A 19,849-nucleotide genomic window follows, 5' to 3' on the forward strand; every position below is an offset into this window, starting at 1 on the left:
TGCTCCCATTCGATTCGAGACTCTCCTCCACCGGAAAGTATTCACCATATGGCGATTTGTTGACATAGAACCGGTACGTGATGATTCACACTGTCGACGGGTCGGTCCTCACCGACGGGCGCCCTCGAGCATGTCCCGTGTGATGACGGTATCGGCGGGGATAGCACATGCGGCGCGCTGACCGATCACCAGATTGATGTCCTTCGGGGAGATGCCCACGCCCGGGCGTTTGTAGGTCAGCATCTGCTCACTGAGCTCCTCCCCCGCCGCGATGTCCACGGCGGAGACGATCGAGCGTCTCGCATTCATCCGCGCTGCGGACTCCGACTCGGTAAAGCGCAGGCCTCCCGAACCCAAGAGGGTATCGACGAATGCGACGCCGTCGAGGATCGTGCGCGCATCATCGGGATCCATCGCGTGATAGTGGTCATTTCCCGTGAGTGTCTTGTCCAGGGTGAAGTGTTTTTCCACGACGCGGGCGCCGAGGATGTACGCCGTCTTGATGACATCCGCCGAAGCGTCGGGCTTGCAGTGATCGGAGTATCCGAGGATGACATCGGGGAATTCCTCTCCCAGCGACGTGATCCTGCGCAGGTTCGCATCCTTATAGGGAGTCGGGTACTCGAGGACGCAGTGGCACAGCACAAGCGGCTGGGTGTTCACCTCGCGGACGGCGCGGACGGCTTCCCGCATCTCGCCGAGATCTCCCGCGCCGACGGACATGATGATCGGTTTGCCCTTGGCCGCTTGATAGCGGATGAAGGGGGTATTCGTCAGGTCCGAGGAGGAGATCTTGTAGACGCTCATCAACGGTTCGAGGTAGTCGGCGGACTCGAAGTCGAAGGCGGTGGAGGAGAATTCGATACCGAGGCTGTCGCAGTACTGTGCGAGTTCCGTGTACTCGGCCTCGCCGAATGAGTCGAATTTCTTGAAGAGTTCACGCTGGCTCGTCGTCGGCTCCTCTGAGGTGTCCCAATACGAGGGCGAGTCCTTCGCCGCCAGAGTCTCGGCCTTATAGGACTGGAACTTCACGGCGTGGATGCCTACGGCGGCCGCCTCGGCGCACATGAGCTTCGCGGCCTCCATAGTGGAGATGCCCTGCGATGCGGCGATGTCGTAGTAGTTGACGCCGATTTCCGCGATGAGGGTGAAGGCCCCCGATTCGATGCGTTCGATGAGGTTCGTCATCAGTTCTCTCCCAATACGATTCGTTTGACCCGTTGAATGCCCGATGTCAGGTCGATGGAAAGCATGAGGCTCCTCATCTCCCGTCGGATGGACTCGGCGCCGATCAGCCACGCCAGGGTGGCTTCGATGTCATCGTCGCTGACTCTCGACCCGAGGCCGAGATTGATGAAACCATTGTTCATCTGTGCGAACTCATGGAGCTGTTCGCGTTCGTTCTGTGCGAGGACGATGGTCGGCACGCCCATGGAGGCGAGTTCGAATGTCGTCCTGCCCTGTGAGGAGAAGGCCGCGTCGGCGACGCTCATATAGTCGCTCACCCGCACGACATCGCGCAGAACATCGATATCGAGGTCGGGAATGGGGACGAGGTCGTCGTGGGCGTAGCCGGGGCCGAGGATGAAGTCGAAATGCACCGGGGACGGGCCCTCGTTGAAGCGGACGGCGAGGTCGTAGATGCGCTTCGACAAGTTGAGCGGATCAGTGCCCCCGAACATTACGAGGATCCTCTCGACGCGGGGCGAGAACCCCCTGTCGCCCCGGACCGTCATGAATTCGTCCCGCAGGGTCTCATAGGCCTTCCCCGTGTAAACATTCGGATAGGGGGAGGCGCCCTCGTAGAGCGCGTTGATCACCGCGTCGGCCTCCCGCGCACCGTCGCCGAGGTCCTCGAAGGTGACGACGCGCCCACACAGGGGCTTCACCGTTCGGATGAAGTCGAGGCTCGTGTCGAGGCAGTCGTGCACGTACACGTCGGGGCGGTTGCCGTCCAGCCATCGGAAGAGTTCGTCGTCGTCTGCGATTTCGACGACCTTCATATTCGAGTCCTTGAGTTTGGCGATCCCCTCGCGCCTCGAGGCGTTCGAGAGGAACACGACCTCGTGCTCCGTCATGGCGTAGGCGAGAGTCAGCGCCCGATACACGTGCCCCATTCCCAACTCCCCGTACCCGTCGACGCGGAACGCGATCCTCTTCTTCGACAGGAGGGCCTCGCAGGCCACCCAGTCCGTCGAGGAGTCGATGTCGATAGCCTCATCGTGGGGGACCTCGAAGACGGAGACATTATCGCCCAGGCGCGACTTCTCAGTGACGCAGGAGCGACGGGTGATGAGGAACGCCCCGGTCTCGAGGTAGTTCGCGGGGAGCTGTTGTCGGTTGAGGCGCTCGGTGTAGGAGGGGACGATCCGCCCACCGTCCGAATGCCAGCTCAAGTGCGGGGCGTTGACGACGGAGATGAGGGAGTCGTAGCCGTCGGCGTGGAAGCTCGCAAGGGCGGCGCTCAGCGTCGCTGGGGTGAGCAACGGCGATGTCGCTTGAAGCGTGATGACGGTGTCGACGCTCGTCCCGCTGCTCTCCTCGGTGCGACGTACGGCGTCGTAGATCACCGGGTCCAAGGTGACGGCGTCCCCAGCGAGGGACGGGTCGCGTTCGAGGCCGATGACCCGCTCGTACTGGCCGACGAAGGACAGGATCTCAGCGGAGTCCGTTGATACGACGACCATGTCGATGCCATCGACCGCCAGGGCGTTCTCAATCGCATAGGAGATGAGTGGGAGGCCCTTCATAAGCCGCATGTTCTTCCTGGGGATCCCCTTCGAGCCTTCGCGCGCCGGGATTACCGCGATTGTCGTCATGTCATTCTCCTGTCGCGCAGATGTCAATGGTGATTGATTCATAATGTCTCCTGTTGCGGCCGCATACTCAGAAGATCGAGCGTCGGGCGATGACGCGACCGGCGACGAATACGACGATGAGGATCCCGACCGCCCACCTCACCAGTGCTGCGGCCGCGAGCGGGTAGTACGACAGGCAGGCCACCACCACGACGATCAATCCCGTCAGGTAGATTCTCGCCGGGTAGTTCCGATCCTCGAGGCGATAGCGGGCCACGAGGAAGTGGAAGACGAAGAGGCCCATATACGCAACCGTTGATGCGACGGCGGCGCCCATTTGCCCGAGGCGGGGAATGAGAAGGGCGTTGAGGGCGATGGTGAGGGCAGCCGCCCCGAGAGTCCCCGCCGCGATCGATCTGGTTTTCATGCGGAAGAATTCGTAGTTCACGGGGAAGGAGTACAAGAAGATGAAGTACTGGGAGATGACGAGGACGGGCAGCAGGGAGAGGGCCGACCAGTACTTCTCGGGGGCCATGAGAGTGAGCACTTCCGGGGCCATCATCACGAATGCACAGGTGATGAGGGTGAAGAGCCAGAAGTAGCGGGAGAAGCGGCGCGCCTTCACCACGGGAGTCGTCTTGCCCGCGAGGTCGTCGTACATGAAGGGGACGAAGGCATTGTTGAGGGCGTTGTACACGGAGTTGAGGACGGAGACGATGACGATGGCGATCGAGTAGACGCCCGCCGCCGCATCGCCCTCGGCGTGCTGGATTCCGATCTTGCCGGCTTGGGACAAGACGAGCTGGGACAGTCCGTGGAAGATGAGCGGGATCGTCAGGGCGAGGCAGAAGCGCCAGTAGCGCAGGCGCACCTTCGTCAGTGTCCTCCTCATGAGGCTCCCCGCGAGGATCGAGCCGATGAGGAGGTTGGGCAGGCACAGGCCGAGGATCCTGCCCATATGGGGGTCGTGGTCGCTGAAGGGCCCCAGGATCAGGATGATCGAGGCGAGTGTGGTCGCGACGCTCACCCCGATGGAGAGGATGAGGTTCTTGAGCGGTTCTTTGAAGAAGATGAAGCGCATGGAGAACAGGGAGATGATGAAGGACCCGATGGACTGCAAGAGCATGCAGATGACAAGGGTCGCACTCATGGAGAGCCAGCGGCTCACCTGTCCCATGAAGATGACGGACGCCAGGGAGATCGCCAGGAAGGAGACGAGTGCGAGGACCAGGATGGACACGTGGTAGGCGTCCTGCTCGTCCTCGTCGAGATTCGCCTTCGCGCTGCCGATCGACCCGTCTGCCTTGAATCCCACGAGGATGCTCGTGATTTGGACCCACGAGGCGTAGACATTGACGATGCCGTAGCCGGATGTGTCGAGCAGACGGGTGAAGAGGGGGATCGTGAAGAAGTTGATCCCCGTGATGACGATCGTCGACACGATGTTGTAGAAGACCGTCTTGTTCTCGGAGTACTTGGTCACGCCGCCCCCATGAGCGAGTACGCCGCCGGGACTCCCCTGCGGGCGCTCCGACCGGTGCTGCCCTTCTCGTTTCTCTGGCCGCTCCATATGGGCGGGAAGGAGGCTTCGGAGGGCTGGGCGAGGACGAATGCGAGCATGAGGAGGCTCTGGGTGATGAACATTTCGTGGAGGAAGACGCTGCCGAGCATGTATCCGCCGACCATTGCGAGGTCTTCAAATGACCGGGCGAATCGGGACAGGAGGACGGCGAGCGCTATGAAGTAGACGATTGTGAACGCGGCTCCCTCCTTCACGAGCATGTTGAGGACTTCCTGGTGGGGCTGTACGAGCCGGTAGATGCCATCGACGTAGAAGGTCGAACCCGCCCGCGTGTCGCCGATATTGATGCCGAGGACTTCGAAGATTCGCGCATCGTAGCCGTAGAACAGGAAATGCGGGTTGTCCGCCACATGTGTCGCGATGAAGTCGATCGACACCGTCCGCAGCGCATTGGAATGGTCGTTGAGGCCGGTCTTGTATTCCACGAGCCCCGTCGGAATGACCTCGCGGATCCAGTAGCGGCTGAACGCCACCATGAGAACCATTACCACGGCGAAGAAGGAGAAGAACCAGATCGGGCTGATTCTAATGGAACGCTTGTCTGCGGGGACGCCGAGTATCTTCGCGAGGACGAGGAGGACGACCACGACCGCCATCATCATGAGGTATTGGCGGCCCGCATAGACCGCCGGGTAGAGGAGGGATAACCCGATTCCGAGAAGCTTCTTCTTCTTGAGGGAGAAGCAGAAGTAGAGGAAGACGAAGAGCGCCGTCCGGTTCTTATCCGCCGCGCCGTACAGCAGTGGAGACAGATCGTCCGCTGTTCGCTGGACGCCGGAGAAATCCGCGAAGAAGTCCGGGTTCGCGACATAGACGAGGAATGTCGCTGCGAGAACGACGGAGGACACCGCGTAGAACACTGCTGCGCCGACTGAGGAGTCGTCGGGGTCGCACACGGTGAGGAGGACAGCGACGGCGCACAGCACCAGTGCCAGCTTGGTGGCGTTCGTCGCGCCGTAGGGGCTGTACAGGCGGATGAGGACCGCCATGACCGGGACGAGGAGGATCATCCCGATCTGCCCCAGGGTCAAGTCGATGGCTCGTCCGCCGACGATGAAGGCGAGTGCGGCGACGATGAGGATCGACGAGAAGGCGAGGATCGATGAGGACCCGAAGCCGATCGGCGTCAAGAAACCGAGGCACAGGTACACCGACGTGAGGAACCACGCGACCTGGCTCATTGTGGCCGCGGGTAATAAGCGAGTCGGCGGCATGCGATTCACAGCCATCGGGACACGAACTCCCGCGTCTCGTCCGCACTGGTGGCGACATGCACCCTGGACGGGTCGTCGTACAGGGTTCGAGCCATATCGACGGCGCTTTCCAAGGTGGCCCTCCTCCCCTCGTCGAGGTCATCGATGAGGGGGAAGAGGAAGAGGATGTGCGGCTCGTAGCTGTAGATGAGTTTCGGCGTGATGAGCGCGGAGGAGGCGACGGCGACTAGGAGTGCGTCTTCGTATCCTCTCGCGCAGTTGACCTCCCAGAGCCCGGACCCGCGAGTGCCGAGCGCGCGAAGCACGTCGGAGTGCTGCGTGGAGCGAGGGTGCTCGTAGACCGCGCATCTGCCGCCGACGGGTTCGAGCCCCGCGAAGACGGCGTCGACGGTCTCCGCCCCGGCGTCCTTCTCGCTCGCGGTCCTCACGGCGTCGAAGACGACGAGGCGGGGCTGACGGTCCCCTGTCGCTGCGGGCGCGTCGAAGACCTGTGATGCGATATCAATGGACTCGTCGTCCGCTTCTATGCGCTGCACGTCGAATCGGGGAGAGATGGTGAGCAGGCGTGGTTGGAACAGGTGGAAGGACGTGGGCCGATACGCGCTCCTGCCCCTGTTGAGCAGGCGGAACAACGCCCTCTCGGCGTCGACCGCGCGGATATTGGGGGGCGTTCCCTCGGGCGGGTCGTCGAGGTAGCAGGCGCTGCGGAACACGTTGCCGTTGTACGAGCCGTTACCGTCCTCGTAGAAGCGGGTGCGCACATGCAGGTTGCGTCTGCGCAGCACATTGAGGGTCTGCGTGGACATGATGGTCGGACACGATAAGTAGAAGTCCGAGTAGGCGATATCGCCCCGGAGCGCTCGTGCGATGGTTCCGCGATCGCCCAGGTGGGAGGCGAGGAGTTTGAATCTGCGATAGTGGGCTCCGTCGAGCGGCATGGGATCGACGACGACGACCTCGTTGAAGACGCCGGAGCGGCGCAGGCGCTCAATAAGCCGGTCGCAGTCGAATTGTGCGACGACGAGGCAGTCCGCATGTGCGTCAGGGGCGAGCATCTGGCGTCTGAGCAGGATCGCATTGAGCAGCTGCAGGGGCGTGTCGACGAAGAAGAGAGCGGGACCCGTCGTCATGGCGTCACCCCCTGTGAGCGCGCGGCGATGAGGTCGATGAAGCGCTGCGCCTGCACATCGAGATCGTAGTCCTTCGACAGGTGCGGATGGCGTCGATCGTGCGTCTGAGCATGGGTGATGGCGTCGAGCCACGCGCCCCTATCCTCTAGGTCGAAGAACTCACAGTTCCCGGAGATGTCGGAATCTGTGGAGATCCGCGAGGAGAGCAGGCAGCGCAGTCCGGCGCTCTGCGCCTCGATGATGGAGACGGGAAGGCCTTCGAAGAGGCTCGGCATGACGAAGAGGTCGAAGGCGGAGTAGCACGCGGGCATGTCCGTCGATCGGCCGACGAGGAGGGCACTGTCCTGGCAGCCGAGGCGGGTGATCATCCGCTGGAGGTGGTCGTGCAACTCCCCCGCTCCGACGATCACGAGCCTGTAGCGCTCATCTGCGGCCGCGAGCTCGGTGAAGGTCTCGAGGAGCCATTGGTGGTTCTTCTGCACATCGAGGCGCCCGACGGCTCCCAGGAGGATCTCATCCTCCTCGATCCCCCAGGCTGCGCGTTGCGCGAGGCGCGCCTCCTCGTCGTAGGCGTAGTCGCGATAGGCGATGGCGTTGTTGAGAACGGTTGTGTCGAGACCGTTGAAGAAGCCGTTACCGGATTGGGCGGAGCACGCCCACAGTTGTGTTGGGAGCGTGTGCACCTGCGGCCGGTTGAATCGGCTGAAGAGTTTGTGCCAGGGCTTGCCCGCGATCGTATCCATATGGGCGTGGAGGATCCGCTGGGGGATCTTATGCTTCTTCGCGAGGGCGAGCGCATCGAGGTTCGCCAGGTGGCAGACGTTGTCCCAGATGGCGTCGTATTCGTGAGCGTGGTCGGCGAAGAGAGCCCGCAGTCCCCTCTCGTAACGCAGAGGGTCGCGGGTCTTCTTTGGGATGATGAAGACCCGGTTATTCGCGCTCGCGCCCTCGACGAGGTCGGAGTAGTTCGTCAGCTCCTCGTGCACGAGGAAGTCGAAGTTGATTCTGTCCGCGACTGCGCGCGCATAGTTCGCGATCACCGACTCCACCCCTGCGCGGGCGTTGGAGAATCCAATGACGAGCACGCGCGGAACGCTCGTGGGCGACTGTGCGGATCCGCTGCAGCCGGGTCGCCCTTCAGTAGTGCCGACCACTTCAAGCCAGCCCCTTCTTGTTCTTCTCGTAGGCGCGCATGAGCCGGATGTAGAGCTTGGGGGAACGGCACATGATCGCGAAACGGATCTTCTGGATCGCCGAAACCCGCCGATCTGCGAGGACGGTGTTCAGAACGCGTCTCGACTCGAGGAGTATCGCCTTCCTGATGTCCTTGACCTCCTGATCATCACCGGACACCTTTTCGAGGAGTTGGATGAGACGGGCGTTTTCAAGGAGGAGGCGGTAGGCGGTGCCGTCGATCGAGCCGAAAGTGTCTTTGACGGGTTGGAGCATCTGCCGGATCGCCCATTGGAAGTCCCGGGCCTGCGCAATCGACGACTGTTTGCGGTGGGAGATCGATCCCGAGTGGAGGATGTACCCGTAGACCTCCCGATCCACAGCCGCAACGGACTCGAGGTTCGTCAGCCATTCCCCTGCGATGGCGACGTCCTCGTAGTAGCGCCCCTCGGGGCAGGGATGTTCGAGGAGGAAGGAGCGCCGCAGGAGTTTCGCGAAGGGGCCCTCGCTGATCTCGTCATACATGAGCCGGGTCGTCGCCTCTTCGGTGGTCAGCATGGTGATCGCACCGTCCCCCTCCCATACGATGGGCTGAGTCGATGCCGCTTCGGTGAGGATCTTCTGCCCGCCGAATGCCGCTTCGGCTCCGGTGCGCACCAGCGTCGAAATGAGGGTGTGCGCCAGGTGGGGCGCGAGGATGTCATCCCCGTCGGAGAAGATGATGTAGTCGCCCGTCGCCAATTGCACCCCGGCATTGCGCGCGGAGGCGGGTCCCCCGTTCTCCTTCGAATGCACTGTGACCCGGTCGATCCGGGAGAACTCGGCGAGGAGGGAGCCGGTATCGTCGGTGGAGCCGTCATCGACGAGGATGATCTCGTCGAAGGGACGGGTCTGGTTCAGGAAGGATGCGACGCCCGCTTCAACGAAGGGAGCGCAGTTGTAGAAGATCGCGACGAGTGAGACGCGCGGTTCAAGGCGAGGGAGTCCCATGATGGAGTAGGTGTCCTATTCGGTTCGACTATCGGTGCTCATCGTGACCCGAGCGGTCACGTGACGCCGATCTTTCGTTTCAGGAAGGTGAGGATCTTCCTCCCCCAGTGCTGGTTCTCGAGGTTGACCACGGGCATCTGCGTGTAGGCGATGCCATTCGTTTCGATCCACGGGTCGAGGAGGCGCTCAGAAATGAAGCCGAATACCCGCTGGTCGTAGGCGGAGTACTCGGAGATGTCGAGACGCCGCTCCAATTCGAAGAGGATGTCGAAGAGCCACTGGCAGTACTGATCGAAGTAGTCGCGGCGCATGACGAACATGTTGAAGCGGTGCCCGTGGGTGCGCGCCATGGACGCGTCATATGCCTCGAGGTAGTCCGGGTACTTCTCCTCGATGATCCGACGGGTCATGTCGAGATCGATCTCGTGATGGGCGTGCACGTATTGGGAGCGGTTGGTCTCGATGTAGTAGTTGCGCTCCGTGGGCAGGACGATCGGCGCTTTCGCCAGGGCCGCCCGCAGGTCGTCGCCCGTGGCGATCCGCCCCTTCTTGTGGCCGTGAACACGCACCGCGAAGTAGCGGCGGTAGTGGACCAAGCCGATGAAGTCCGCCTGCAGATTCTTCCACGCCCAGTACACTCCGGTCAGCTCACAGAAGTGGGGATTGAGTCGGGAGATGTTCTCCCCCTCGTCGTCGCGCTGGAAACCATCGATGACGTCCTCGCCCTCGGCGCCGACGTGCAGCGGGAGGTAGGCGGGATCTGCGGGCATCCAATAGGGCTTATGGGTGGCAACGAGTAGCGTCGGACTGGTGGTCATTCGGTTGGCTCTTACTTCCCCGTCTTCGAGACGAGTGCGGAGAAGGTCTGGAAGAAGATGCGGGCGTCCAATGCGGCGCTGGATTCGCGCACATACTTCAATTCGAGCGCCTGACGACCGCCGCTCTTGAAGTCGACCGAGTTGCGGGGGCCTGCCTGCCACAGTCCGGTAATGCCGGGACGGACGGCGAGCAGCTCCGCCTGCTGCTCCCCGAACCAGAACAGTTCACCGTACGACATGGCGCGGGGGCCCACCAGCGACATTTTCCCAGTGAAGACGTCGAGGAAATTGGCGAATTCGTCGAGGGATGTGGCCCTGAGGATGCGCCCCAGTCGAGTGATCCTCGGATCGTCGTCGACCTTCTTCTCACGCTGCCAGGCTTTGAGCTGCTCCGGGGTGAAGTACTTCTCGACGTTCTCGGCGTCCACGACCATGGTGCGGAACTTGTGGATCTTGAAGGGCTCGCCGTAACGCCCGACGCGCAGCTGCGTGTAGATCGCAGAGCCGCCTGTATCGAGGCGGATGAGGAGGGCGAGGATGAGCCCGGGGATAAATCCGAAGAGTATGATGGCTCCGGAGATGAGGATGTCGATCGTCCGCTTGGCGAAGCGGAACGCAAGGGAACGGCGGTCCGATCCGATCGACTTCTCGATGAACTCCGGTGCCCCGGGCTCATATTCGTAGAAGGGGAACACCGCGTTATCGCGTAGTTCCATCTCAAGTCGAATCCACGCGCTGAGCTCTGCTTGCTCCGATGTGTTGAGGGTATCGTTCATCGGCCTGCCCTTCTCTCTCGGTTGGTGACGTGATGGGTGTTCAGCGTATCGGGAACCGGGGCGGACCAGCGAATTTCACAGTCTGCCAATCGTTCACATTCCCTTCAACTATTGAACCCATCGGCCGCAAGCAACCCTAGTTGGGGCCTCAGTGGAGATTCAAGGCATCCGCGGGATGACCCCGACCACATATGACGATTGACAATAATTACTCAGTAATGCTATACTACCCGTTTACTCGTCACTGAACCGACCCTCACCCGGTGGGACCAGCCCGTGTCCCCCTGTCGAACAATGCGCGCAGTTGTCACCGCACCGCCCGCCCCGGTGAATCCCACATCATCAAGGTCTCACGATACGGACCGATTCTCTCTTCTTCTGCCCGGCCTCTCAGGCTCCCCCTCAGCGAATGCATCACATTCACCGGTAACCGCCTTGAAGGGATCCTCTGCGCCTTCATAGCCTGACAGCAACGAACCTGGCGCGCACAACACACCGACACCCAGGAGGATTCCCAGATGTACAACTGGACGAGCGACCCGCCGCCCGCTTCCTCAGGCTGCACCATCCTCTACGTCTGCACCGGCAATATCTGCCGATCCGCATTCGCCTCGGAGTATTCGCAACTCATCCGGCCCGACTCGCAGTACACATTCGCCTCCGCCGGAGTCGCGGCGCTTCGCGGGGCCCCCATGGACCCCGCCATCCTCAGCGCCGCCCGCACCGTCGGTCTCGACCACTCCGCCCACCGCGCCAGGCAATTGACGGGGCGACTCATGAAAGACGCCCGCACCGTCCTCATCTTCGACCGCGAGCAGCTCCAATGGATCGCGACCTACCTGCCCGAGCACATCTCCAAGACCTTCGCCCTCGGCCATGTTGCCCGCATCCTGAGCACGCTCCCCGATGACGCACGGGTCGACGCGGAGGATCTCCTCCCCCTCCTCGGCGCCACCCCACTCGATCCCACCATTGACTGGATCGAGGATCCCTATGGCCGCGGAGAGGAGGCGGCGCGACGGGCCGTGGACGATATCAGCCGGGCGGTCCGCATCGTCACCGCCAGACTCGCATGAACCCGACGGCGTCAGGCGATCGATAGGGCAATCCCGTCGAGGATGTCGTGCTCCGAGGTGATGACCTCGTCGAGGCCCCTGCCCTGTGCTGCGGCCTCGTCATCGATTCGGCGCACGATGCGACTCCAGATGAGGGCGCCCGCCGCGATGACGTCCTCGCGCCCCTCCGGCATGAATCCGAGAGCCGCTTTGACTGGGACCGGCTGATCCACCATGAAGCGGACAGCCCGGTCGATCTGCTCCGGGGAGAGTCGGGCGGCGTGGATGAGTTCCGGCTGGTAGCTCGTCAATTCGAGGGCCTGAGCAGTCACAGTGGTCACCGTTCCCGCAACGCCGACGAGTGTTGCGACGCGGTCGAAGTCCACGCTCGTACGTGCATGCTCGAGTTGCTCATCGATCCACTTCGCAGCGCGGTCCTGGGCGTCGGCGGGAATACCCGCCGCCGGGTCGCAGTCGGAGAAGAACTTCTCAGTGACGCGAACCGCCCCCATGTCAATGGAAATGGCTTGGCGGACACGGGTATCGCCGAGGACCAGTTCCGTCGAACCGCCGCCGATGTCGACGACCAGCATCGGCGCGGGCGTATCGGCATCGAGTCCGCACACCGCTCCCATGAAGGAAAGCGCTGCCTCTTCGGTTCCCTCGACGACTTCGGGATCGACTCCGAGGACGGTGCGCACGGCGTCGACGAATTCCAGCCGGTTACTCGCATCGCGCATCGCCGAGGTGCCGACGAAGCGCAGCGCTGTCGCCCCCAGGCGGTGGATCATCCGCTCATATTCGACGACGGCATCAATGGTGCGGTCGATCGCAGCGGGGTCGAGACGGCCCGTACGATCGACTCCCTGCCCGAGTCGAACGATCCGCATCTGCCGCGTAATATCGATGAGCGTCGTCGCGCCGTTCCCGTCGGTATGCGCATCTGCTACGAGGAGACGGATGGAGTTTGTTCCACAATCGATTGCTGCTACTCGAGTCACCCGTCTATTTTCCCACAGGCGCCCGTCGTCTTCGCCGATGCCCGGCCCATTGATGGGCGATTCTCCCCGTCGCCACGCTTCAGCAGGAGCAGCGGTCGACGCTCCACATACCGCGCTCGGCCATCACCGCAAGCGCGAGATCCCCGATGGGATTGACGCCGGGGCCCGCCGCGAGGGCGTGGCCGACGAGGGCGTGAAGGCATTTGACGCGCGTCGGCATGCCCCCGGCTGACACCCCCGCGATCTCGGGGACGTCTCCGAGTCGTTGGCGTCGGGCGATGTAGTCGCGGTGCGCGGACTCGTAGGCGGCGGCAAGGCGCTCATCGTTGAGAAGAAGCGCATTATACTCCTCCATGAGGTGCTCGGCCTCCAGGGTGGAGCAGGCGCGCACAATGGGCGGGCACGTGAGGTAGAAGGTTGTGGGGAACGGGGAACCGTCTTCAAGCCTGGGCGCAGTCGTCACCACTGTCGGACGCCCGCACACGCAGCGGGCGCCGATCGCCACGACTCCTCGGGGCACGCGGTCGAGCTGCTCGTGCAGCACCTCGATATCGGAGGCGGTGGGGGCAGCGGGGTCGCGGGGCACGGATGTCACGGGGTCTCCTCGGGGGTCAGTGTCCGGATTATTCACCCGATTGGGCCGCCGAGTCGACGCCGGACTGCACGCCCGACTGAGAGTCGGCGACGGCGAGCGGCGCCTCATCGGCTTCGCGCAACAGGATACCGACTACCTGCACCCACGGTCGTGCGGGTCCCCGCACTTCGGCGGCGCTCACCTGCGCCTGATCGAGGTAGTCGTCTCCCGGGTCGACAACCGTGTACTGGGTTTCGCCGGGCTTGACGTATCCCAGGCGGGCCCTCGCCTGGGAGGCGATGTACTCGGGGTCCTCCCACAGTTCGAGTTGCTCGCGCATATTCGCATTGCGCTGCTCGGCCGCCGCCACGCGCGCCCGGATATCGCGGTAGTCCTGTTCCTGGCGCCACCAGTCGTACAGGTTCGGCACGAGGAGGAAGGCGAGGACCCCCGCCAGGAGCACGGTGGTGAATAGCCTCGTAGAGATCTCCAGGCCGCCGATCGTGAAACTCTTCGAATCGTTGATGCGCTTGGCGCGAGCCTCGTCACGACCCGCATCGTGACCGAGACGCGAGGTCGAGGTTCTCGGCCGCGATGCCGAGCGCCCGCGGTCGCGTTTGGCGCCGGATGCGGATGACGCCGCGGTGCGCGTCTCGCGGCTGGTCCTGTGGCTCTTGGCCTTCGCATCTCCTCCGCCTTTGCCCGCAGCGGATGCGGAGCGACAAGCGGACGACCCCGTGGTGCGCGAGGGTCGTCGGGGCGCATGGGGGCGTCCTGGGCGCTCGTTGGAAGACATGCGTCAATCGTGCCCCAGTCGACTGTCCGCCGCTCGCCGATGCGGCGGCATGTCGAACCGAGCCCCTGTGATCTTGTCGTAGACGCGCCTCGGAATACGCGGGTGCCCCGGGCCAATCGGCCCGGGGCACCCAGTGGTTCACGCGTTGGGACGCGCTGTCCTCAGCGCGTCAGAAGGAGGCGCGAGGGAAAGACGAGCGGCCTGCGTAAACCGCTGCATCGCCGAGTTCCTCCTCGATGCGGAGGAGCTGGTTGTACTTGGCGACGCGCTCGGAGCGGGCGGGGGCGCCGGTCTTGATCTGACCGGAGTTGGTCGCAACCGCGAGATCGGCGATCGTGGTGTCCTCGGTCTCGCCGGAGCGGTGCGAGGTCATCGAGCGGAAGCCGCTTCGGTGTGCGAGCTCAACCGCGTCGAGGGTCTCGGTGAGGGAGCCGATCTGGTTGACCTTGACGAGGAGGGCGTTCGCGGCACCAAGCTCGATGCCCTTGCTCAGACGCTGCGGGTTGGTGACGAACAGGTCGTCGCCGACGAGCTGGACGCTCGAGCCGATCTGCGTGGTGAGAGCCTTCCAGGCATCCCATTCGTCCTCGGAGAGCGGGTCTTCGATGGAGACGAGCGGGTAGTCCGAAATGAGCTTCTCGTAGTAGGAGACCATATAGTCGGTCGAACGGCCTTCGCCCTCGAAACGATAGAGGCCGTCCTTGAAGAACTCGGAGGAGGCGACGTCGAGGGCCAGCGCGACATCCTGGCCGGGCTTGAATCCCGCCCTCTCGATGGCCTCGATGATGAGGTCGAGAGCCGCAGCGTTCGAGTCGAGGTTCGGGGCGAAGCCGCCCTCGTCGCCCAGACCGGTAGACAGACCGCGATCCTTGATGACCGCCTTGAGGACGTGGTAAACCTCTGCGCCCCAGCGCAGCGCCTCGCGGAAGGTGGGAGCGCCGAGGGGAGCGATCATGAACTCCTGGATGTCAACGTTGGTGTCCGCGTGGGAACCGCCGTTGAGGATGTTCATCATCGGGACGGGCAGAACATGGGCGTTCGGGCCGCCGAGGTACTGGTAGAGGGACAGGCCCGCGGAGTCGGCGGCTGCACGCGCGACGGCGAGGGAGACGCCGAGGATCGCGTTCGCGCCGAGGCGGCCCTTGTTGTCGGTGCCGTCGAGGTCGAGCATGGCCTCGTCAATGTGACGCTGGTCAGCAGCGTCCTCGTCAATAAGTTCGGGTGCGATAATGTCGGTGACAGCGTCGACAGCGTCCTGAACGCCCTTGCCGAGGTAACGGTCCTTATCGCCGTCACGTCGCTCAACGGCTTCGAATGCGCCGGTCGATGCGCCCGACGGCACGGATGCACGCGACAGGGTGCCATCCTCGAGAAGGACCTCAACCTCAACGGTGGGGTTGCCGCGCGAGTCGAGAATCTCGCGAGCTCCAATTGCCTCAATCCTTGCCACGTCATTCTCCAATCGATCAATTTCGTGGACCATGGGTCAAGTCTAACGGTAGTACCTCAACGGCCTTGAGGCCTAGCCTAGCCGTAAGCGTGAGTCATTTGACCGACTTTGAGTCCGCCGATGACACATTTCCCGCGCAGTAGACATTGGTCCCGGGCGCGTCACCACTGCTCGAGTCGTCGGTCACTTCCAGCGGGAGAGGGCATGCGGCGGTTCATCCGCGCTCCGCCGAGCGCTCACTCGCCCTCGGCGGCGCTGAGCGACGCGGAGTCGACGACATCTGCGAAGAGTGGGAGCAGATTCGCCCCGGTGGTGGGGTCGACGGTGCCGTAGCGCGGATTGATGACGACGCTCTGATTCGCCAGGATCTGCTCATACGCCTCCGAAATGGCGGGCGCGGCGGAGGCGCCGAGTTCATTGAACTGACTGACGGCGATGGTCTGACGGAAGATGTCGCGCATGACGGTGCCGAGTTCTTCTTCGGGCGCCACAATGCGGCCCGCATCGACCAGTGTCTGGACATAGGCGTCAACAGCCTCGTCGGAGATGTCGAGACCGAGTTCGCGCGCGAGGTCGATCTGACTCACAGCACCGGGGATCGCATTGGCGAAGGTGGGACGTTCGAGACGATTACCGGTGAGCTCCGCGTACTGCTCCACGCCTTCGGTGATATCGGCCTCCGAGTAGGCGACGCCGTTGACGATGACGGCCGCGCCGGGATGGGCTGAGCACGCTCCCAAACCGCAGACTACCGTTACGACTGCGGCGGCCACTGCCGCTTTCTTCACACTGAACACGTGGTTCCTCCCTCATGGCGGCCACAACCGGCCGCGTCCAGTCTAGTCCCCGATCCCGCTGCCGTGGTGGAGTGATCATCGGGGCGCCCACACGGGTGATGCATTCGGCGGGCTACTCGCCGAAGGGGACGAGGACCTTCGTCACGAGGGTCTCCACCCATTCGAGGAGAGCCTCATCGGTGAGGGGGGCGCCCCCGATCCGCGCAGTAGTCGGAACGGGTACGAGGACTTGGCGCACCGCAGCCTTGATGACGCTGCCCGGGTGGAGGCGCTTGAGCCTCATCACCTGGGAATCGCGCAACTCCACCGGGTTGATGCGCACATACTTACCCTGCGTGACGACCTCCTCGAGGCCTGACGCCCGAAGCGTGCGCCTCAGCCGGGCAACGGCGAAAAGCAACTCGACCTCGCGCGGCGGTGTGCCGTAGCGGTCGACGAGTTCCTCGCGTACATCGGCCTCCTGCTCAGGTGATGAGACGGCGGCGATCTTCGCATACACCTCCAGACGCAGTCTCTCCCCCGGCACATAGGACTCCGGAATATGGGCGTCGACCGTCAGATCGAGGCGCACATCCTTCTTCTCCTCGGGGGCCTCCCCCCTGAAAGCGGCGACAGCCTCAGCGACCATGCGCACATACAGGTCGAAACCGACGCCCTCGACATGGCCCGATTGGGCCCCGCCCAGGAGATTGCCCGCTCCCCGAATCTCCAGATCTTTCTGCGCGACTGCGAGACCCGCCCCCAGATCCGTATTCGATGCAATCGTGGTGAGGCGCTCATGAGCGGTCTGCGTCAACGTCTTGTCGCCCGGGTAGAAGAAGTAGGCGTAAGCGCGCTCGCGACCGCGGCCCACCCGTCCACGCAGCTGGTGGAGTTGGGAGAGCCCGAAGACATCCGCGCGATCCACGATGAGGGTATTCGCATTCGAAATGTCGAGCCCCGTCTCCACGATCGTCGTGCACACGAGGACGTCGAACTCGTGATTCCAAAAATCAATGATCACCTGCTCCAACTGGTGCTCTGACAACTTGCCGTGGGCGACGCGGACCCTCGCCTCGGGAACGAGGGACTGGACGTGAGCGGCCACCGAATTGATAGAGTCGACACGGTTGTGGACGTAGAACACCTGCCCGTCGCGCAGCAGCTCCCTGCGGATCGCAGCGCTCACCTGGGCGTCGGTGAAGGCTCCGACGAAGGTGAGGACCGGCTGGCGTTCCTCGGGCGGAGTCTGCAGGATTGACATCTCCCGGATCCCGGAGACCGCCATCTCCAACGTCCTGGGGATCGGCGTCGCCGACATCGACAAAACGTCGACATCGGTGCGCAACGCCTTGAGGGTCTCTTTGTGCTCGACACCGAAGCGCTGCTCCTCATCAATGACCACGAGGCCGAGGTCCTTGAAGGACACCGCACCCGTCAGAAGCGAATGAGTGCCGATGACGAGGTCGATGGCGCCCGAGGCGAGACCCGCCTTCACTTCCTCCGCTTCCTTAACGGTGGAGAAACGCGACAGGGAGCCGATCGTCACGGGGAATCCCGCGTAGCGCTCCGTGAAGGTCTCGACGTGCTGGGTGACGAGCAGCGTCGTCGGGACGAGGACCGCGACTTGCTTGCCATCCTGGATCGCCTTGAATGCGGCGCGCACTGCGATCTCCGTCTTCCCATAGCCGACGTCGCCGGTGAGGAGGCGATCCATCGGCGTGGGCTTCTCCATATCCGCCTTCACCTCGTCGATCGTCACCAGCTGATCGGGAGTCTCCACGTAGGGGAAGGCGTCTTCGAGCTCGTGCTGCCACGGCGTATCCGGACAGAAGGCGTGCCCCTTGGTCGCCTGACGCGCTGCGTACAGGCGGATAAGTTCCTTCGCGATCTCATTGACCGCTTTCTTCGCGCGGGCCTTCGTCTTCGCCCACTCTGCGCCGCCCATCTTCGTCAGAGTCGGCTGATCGGAACCCGTGTAGCGAGAGATCTGATCGAGGCTGTCAGTCGGCACGTACAGCCGATCGCCGGGCTGTCCCCTCTTCGAGGGCGCGTATTCGAGGACCAGGTAGTCGCGCGTCACCGCGGCATCGCCCCGCCCCATGGTCCGCGACGCGAGTTCGATGAATCGTCCAATACCGTGCTGATCGTGAACGATGTAGTCGCCCGGGTGCAGGGACAGCGGGTCGATCCCCTTGCGCCGCCTCGATGGCATGCGCCGCATATCGCGGGTCGACGCGCCTGAGCGCCCCGTCAGGTCGCCCTCTGTGAGGATCGCGAACCTGAGAGCGGGGGCGATGAAGCCGCTTCCCGACTGCGCGGTCGTCACGGTGACGACCCCCGGATCGGGCGCGGAGTCGATGTCGTCGACAAGGGACGTTGCGACGCCGACGTCGGTGAGGATGGAAGCGATGCGCCTGCCCGGACCGGGCCCCTCTGTTGTGACGACGAGGCGCCATCCATCGCGCGCAAGAGAGGCGAGGTCACGGCACGCGGCCTCGAAGTCCCCCCGATAGGGGCGCACGTCGCGGGCGCCTGCCTTCATGAGCGTGGAGGATACGACGATCGGTGCGGCGTCGGCGCCCGCATCCTCGTCGGTGTTGGACAGGGCGTCCGCCAATTCTGCGGGCGGCAGAGCCGTGACCTGCCACCACGGCCTCGAATCGGACTCCCACAGCTCGGCGAAGTCGAGGAAGGAGGCGTCGCCCGCCTCAATGGGGACATCCGCTCCCCCGGCGGCGGCCGACCATGCGGCTGTGAGGAACTCCTGCGTCGTCGCGACGAGGTCGTCGGCGCGAGCCCGGATCCTCTCCGGTTCGATGGCGATGATGGGCGATTCGGCAGGGATGAGATCGATGAGGCGCTCCATGCCGCGCGACAGCACCGGTGCGAGGGATTCGATGCCCGGGGCGGCGATCCCCTCCGACGCGAGCGACAGCATCTGCGCAGCGCCCGGGAGGGTGTCGACGAGTTCTCGCGCCCGGATCCTTACCGCCCTCGTCAAGAGGAGCTCGCGACAGGCGGTCGCCCACACCCCCTGGCGCACATCGCCCAGGGTGCGCTGATCCTGGATGGAGAATGCACGGATCTCGTCGACCTCGTCGCCCCACAGTTCGATGCGCAGGGGGTGGGCCTCCTGCGGGGGGAAGACGTCGAAGATCCCGCCGCGCACGCTGAACTGTCCACGTCCCTCCACCATGTCGGTGCGCGTATAGCCGAGGTCGGCGAGTCTTGCCGCGAGGTCGGGCAGATCCACACGATCCCCGACTCGCACCCGCACTGGTTCGAGGTCGCCCAACCCCGCGATGACGGGTTGGAGGAATGCGCGGATGGGCACGACGAGGATGCGGATCGGCCCCGCATGGGCATCCCCGGCGACCGGGTGGGCAAGTCTGCGCAGCACCGCGATACGGCGCGCCATCGTGTCGACCTGCGGGGAGAGGCGCTCATGCGGGAGGGTCTCCCATGAGGGCAACATGTCGACGCCTTCGCTCCACGACCGCAGGGCCGCCGTCAGCTGGTCCGCCTCGCGGCCGGTCGCCGTCACCACGACGAGGGGGGTGCATCCCGCATGCGCGGCGAGCGCGCTGATCGCAGCCGCCCGCAGGCCGACGGGGGCGACGAGGACGCCGGAGCGGCCCGAGGCGATGGATCCGCTCGCCCGGTCGATCGCAACATCGGATGAGATGAGTGCTGAGAGTCCTGTCAGTCTCACG

Annotated in this window: 16 protein-coding genes; 1 reads left to right on the forward strand and 15 read right to left on the reverse strand. The window is 63.7% G+C overall.

The window, feature by feature from the left end; translation table 11 throughout:
• Positions 1-108: 108 nt before the first annotated feature.
• The 9 genes from BQ7471_RS03030 to BQ7471_RS03070 all read right to left on the reverse strand — a co-directional run bounded on the left by BQ7471_RS03030 (position 109) and on the right by BQ7471_RS03070 (position 10,481).
• Positions 109-1,188, reverse strand: coding sequence for an N-acetylneuraminate synthase family protein (locus BQ7471_RS03030; RefSeq protein ID WP_076464097.1), 1,080 nt, complete (start codon positions 1,186-1,188; stop codon positions 109-111).
• Complete coding sequence (locus tag BQ7471_RS03035; RefSeq protein WP_076464098.1) at positions 1,188-2,819, reverse strand: cytidylyltransferase domain-containing protein; 1,632 nt, start codon at positions 2,817-2,819, stop codon at positions 1,188-1,190. The genes BQ7471_RS03030 and BQ7471_RS03035 overlap by 1 nt, the downstream gene beginning before the upstream one ends.
• A 67-nt stretch (positions 2,820-2,886) precedes the next feature.
• Positions 2,887-4,281 carry a lipopolysaccharide biosynthesis protein gene (locus BQ7471_RS03040; protein WP_076464100.1) on the reverse strand — a complete coding sequence of 465 codons (1,395 nt, stop codon included), beginning with the start codon at positions 4,279-4,281 and terminating at the stop codon, positions 2,887-2,889.
• Complete coding sequence (locus BQ7471_RS03045; protein WP_129583329.1) at positions 4,278-5,561, reverse strand: hypothetical protein; 1,284 nt, start codon at positions 5,559-5,561, stop codon at positions 4,278-4,280. The genes BQ7471_RS03040 and BQ7471_RS03045 overlap by 4 nt, the downstream gene beginning before the upstream one ends.
• Positions 5,562-5,599: 38 nt before the next feature.
• Entirely contained in the window at positions 5,600-6,724 is a 1,125-nt protein-coding gene (locus BQ7471_RS03050; RefSeq protein ID WP_076464103.1) for a hypothetical protein, read from the reverse strand.
• Entirely contained in the window at positions 6,721-7,809 is a 1,089-nt protein-coding gene (locus tag BQ7471_RS03055; RefSeq protein ID WP_076464104.1) for a glycosyltransferase, read from the reverse strand. Before BQ7471_RS03055 ends, BQ7471_RS03050 begins: the two co-directional genes overlap by 4 nt.
• A gap of 70 nt (positions 7,810-7,879) precedes the next feature.
• Complete coding sequence (locus BQ7471_RS03060; protein WP_076464106.1) at positions 7,880-8,887, reverse strand: glycosyltransferase family 2 protein; 1,008 nt, start codon at positions 8,885-8,887, stop codon at positions 7,880-7,882.
• 56 nt (positions 8,888-8,943) lie between these two features.
• Complete coding sequence (locus BQ7471_RS03065) at positions 8,944-9,705, reverse strand: DUF4422 domain-containing protein (RefSeq protein ID WP_076464107.1); 762 nt, start codon at positions 9,703-9,705, stop codon at positions 8,944-8,946.
• A gap of 11 nt (positions 9,706-9,716) precedes the next feature.
• Positions 9,717-10,481: a sugar transferase gene (locus BQ7471_RS03070; protein ID WP_076464109.1), complete on the reverse strand. Its 765-nt coding sequence runs from the start codon at positions 10,479-10,481 to the stop codon at positions 9,717-9,719.
• 518 nt (positions 10,482-10,999) lie between these two features.
• On the opposite strand from BQ7471_RS03070, the gene BQ7471_RS03075 reads away from it, so the two are divergent.
• Positions 11,000-11,557, forward strand: a complete 558-nt coding sequence (locus tag BQ7471_RS03075) for an arsenate reductase/protein-tyrosine-phosphatase family protein (RefSeq protein WP_076464111.1) — start codon at positions 11,000-11,002, stop codon at positions 11,555-11,557.
• Positions 11,558-11,568: 11 nt separating this feature from the next.
• On the opposite strand, the gene BQ7471_RS03080 is transcribed toward BQ7471_RS03075, so the two are convergent.
• The 6 genes from BQ7471_RS03080 to mfd form a co-directional block, all read right to left on the reverse strand.
• Positions 11,569-12,537 carry a Ppx/GppA phosphatase family protein gene (locus BQ7471_RS03080; RefSeq protein ID WP_076464112.1) on the reverse strand — a complete coding sequence of 323 codons (969 nt, stop codon included), beginning with the start codon at positions 12,535-12,537 and terminating at the stop codon, positions 11,569-11,571.
• 79 nt (positions 12,538-12,616) lie between these two features.
• Complete coding sequence (locus BQ7471_RS03085; protein ID WP_076464114.1) at positions 12,617-13,132, reverse strand: DUF501 domain-containing protein; 516 nt, start codon at positions 13,130-13,132, stop codon at positions 12,617-12,619.
• Between the two features lie 28 nt (positions 13,133-13,160).
• The gene (locus tag BQ7471_RS03090) at positions 13,161-13,907 is read right to left on the reverse strand and encodes an FtsB family cell division protein (protein ID WP_076464115.1); all 747 of its coding nucleotides are present in this window, start codon (positions 13,905-13,907) and stop codon (positions 13,161-13,163) included.
• Positions 13,908-14,076: 169 nt separating this feature from the next.
• Positions 14,077-15,357, reverse strand: a complete 1,281-nt coding sequence (gene eno / locus BQ7471_RS03095; protein WP_083663244.1) for a phosphopyruvate hydratase — start codon at positions 15,355-15,357, stop codon at positions 14,077-14,079.
• Between the two features lie 236 nt (positions 15,358-15,593).
• Entirely contained in the window at positions 15,594-16,154 is a 561-nt protein-coding gene (locus BQ7471_RS03100; RefSeq protein ID WP_076464118.1) for a hypothetical protein, read from the reverse strand.
• Positions 16,155-16,266: 112 nt separating this feature from the next.
• A complete protein-coding gene (gene mfd / locus BQ7471_RS03105; RefSeq protein WP_076464120.1) occupies positions 16,267-19,848 on the reverse strand; it encodes a transcription-repair coupling factor in 3,582 nt (1,193 codons plus the stop codon).
• Position 19,849 lies beyond the last annotated feature (1 nt).

The sequence above is a fragment of the Actinomyces mediterranea genome (assembly GCF_900155595.1).
GTDB lineage: Bacteria > Actinomycetota > Actinomycetes > Actinomycetales > Actinomycetaceae > Pauljensenia > Pauljensenia mediterranea.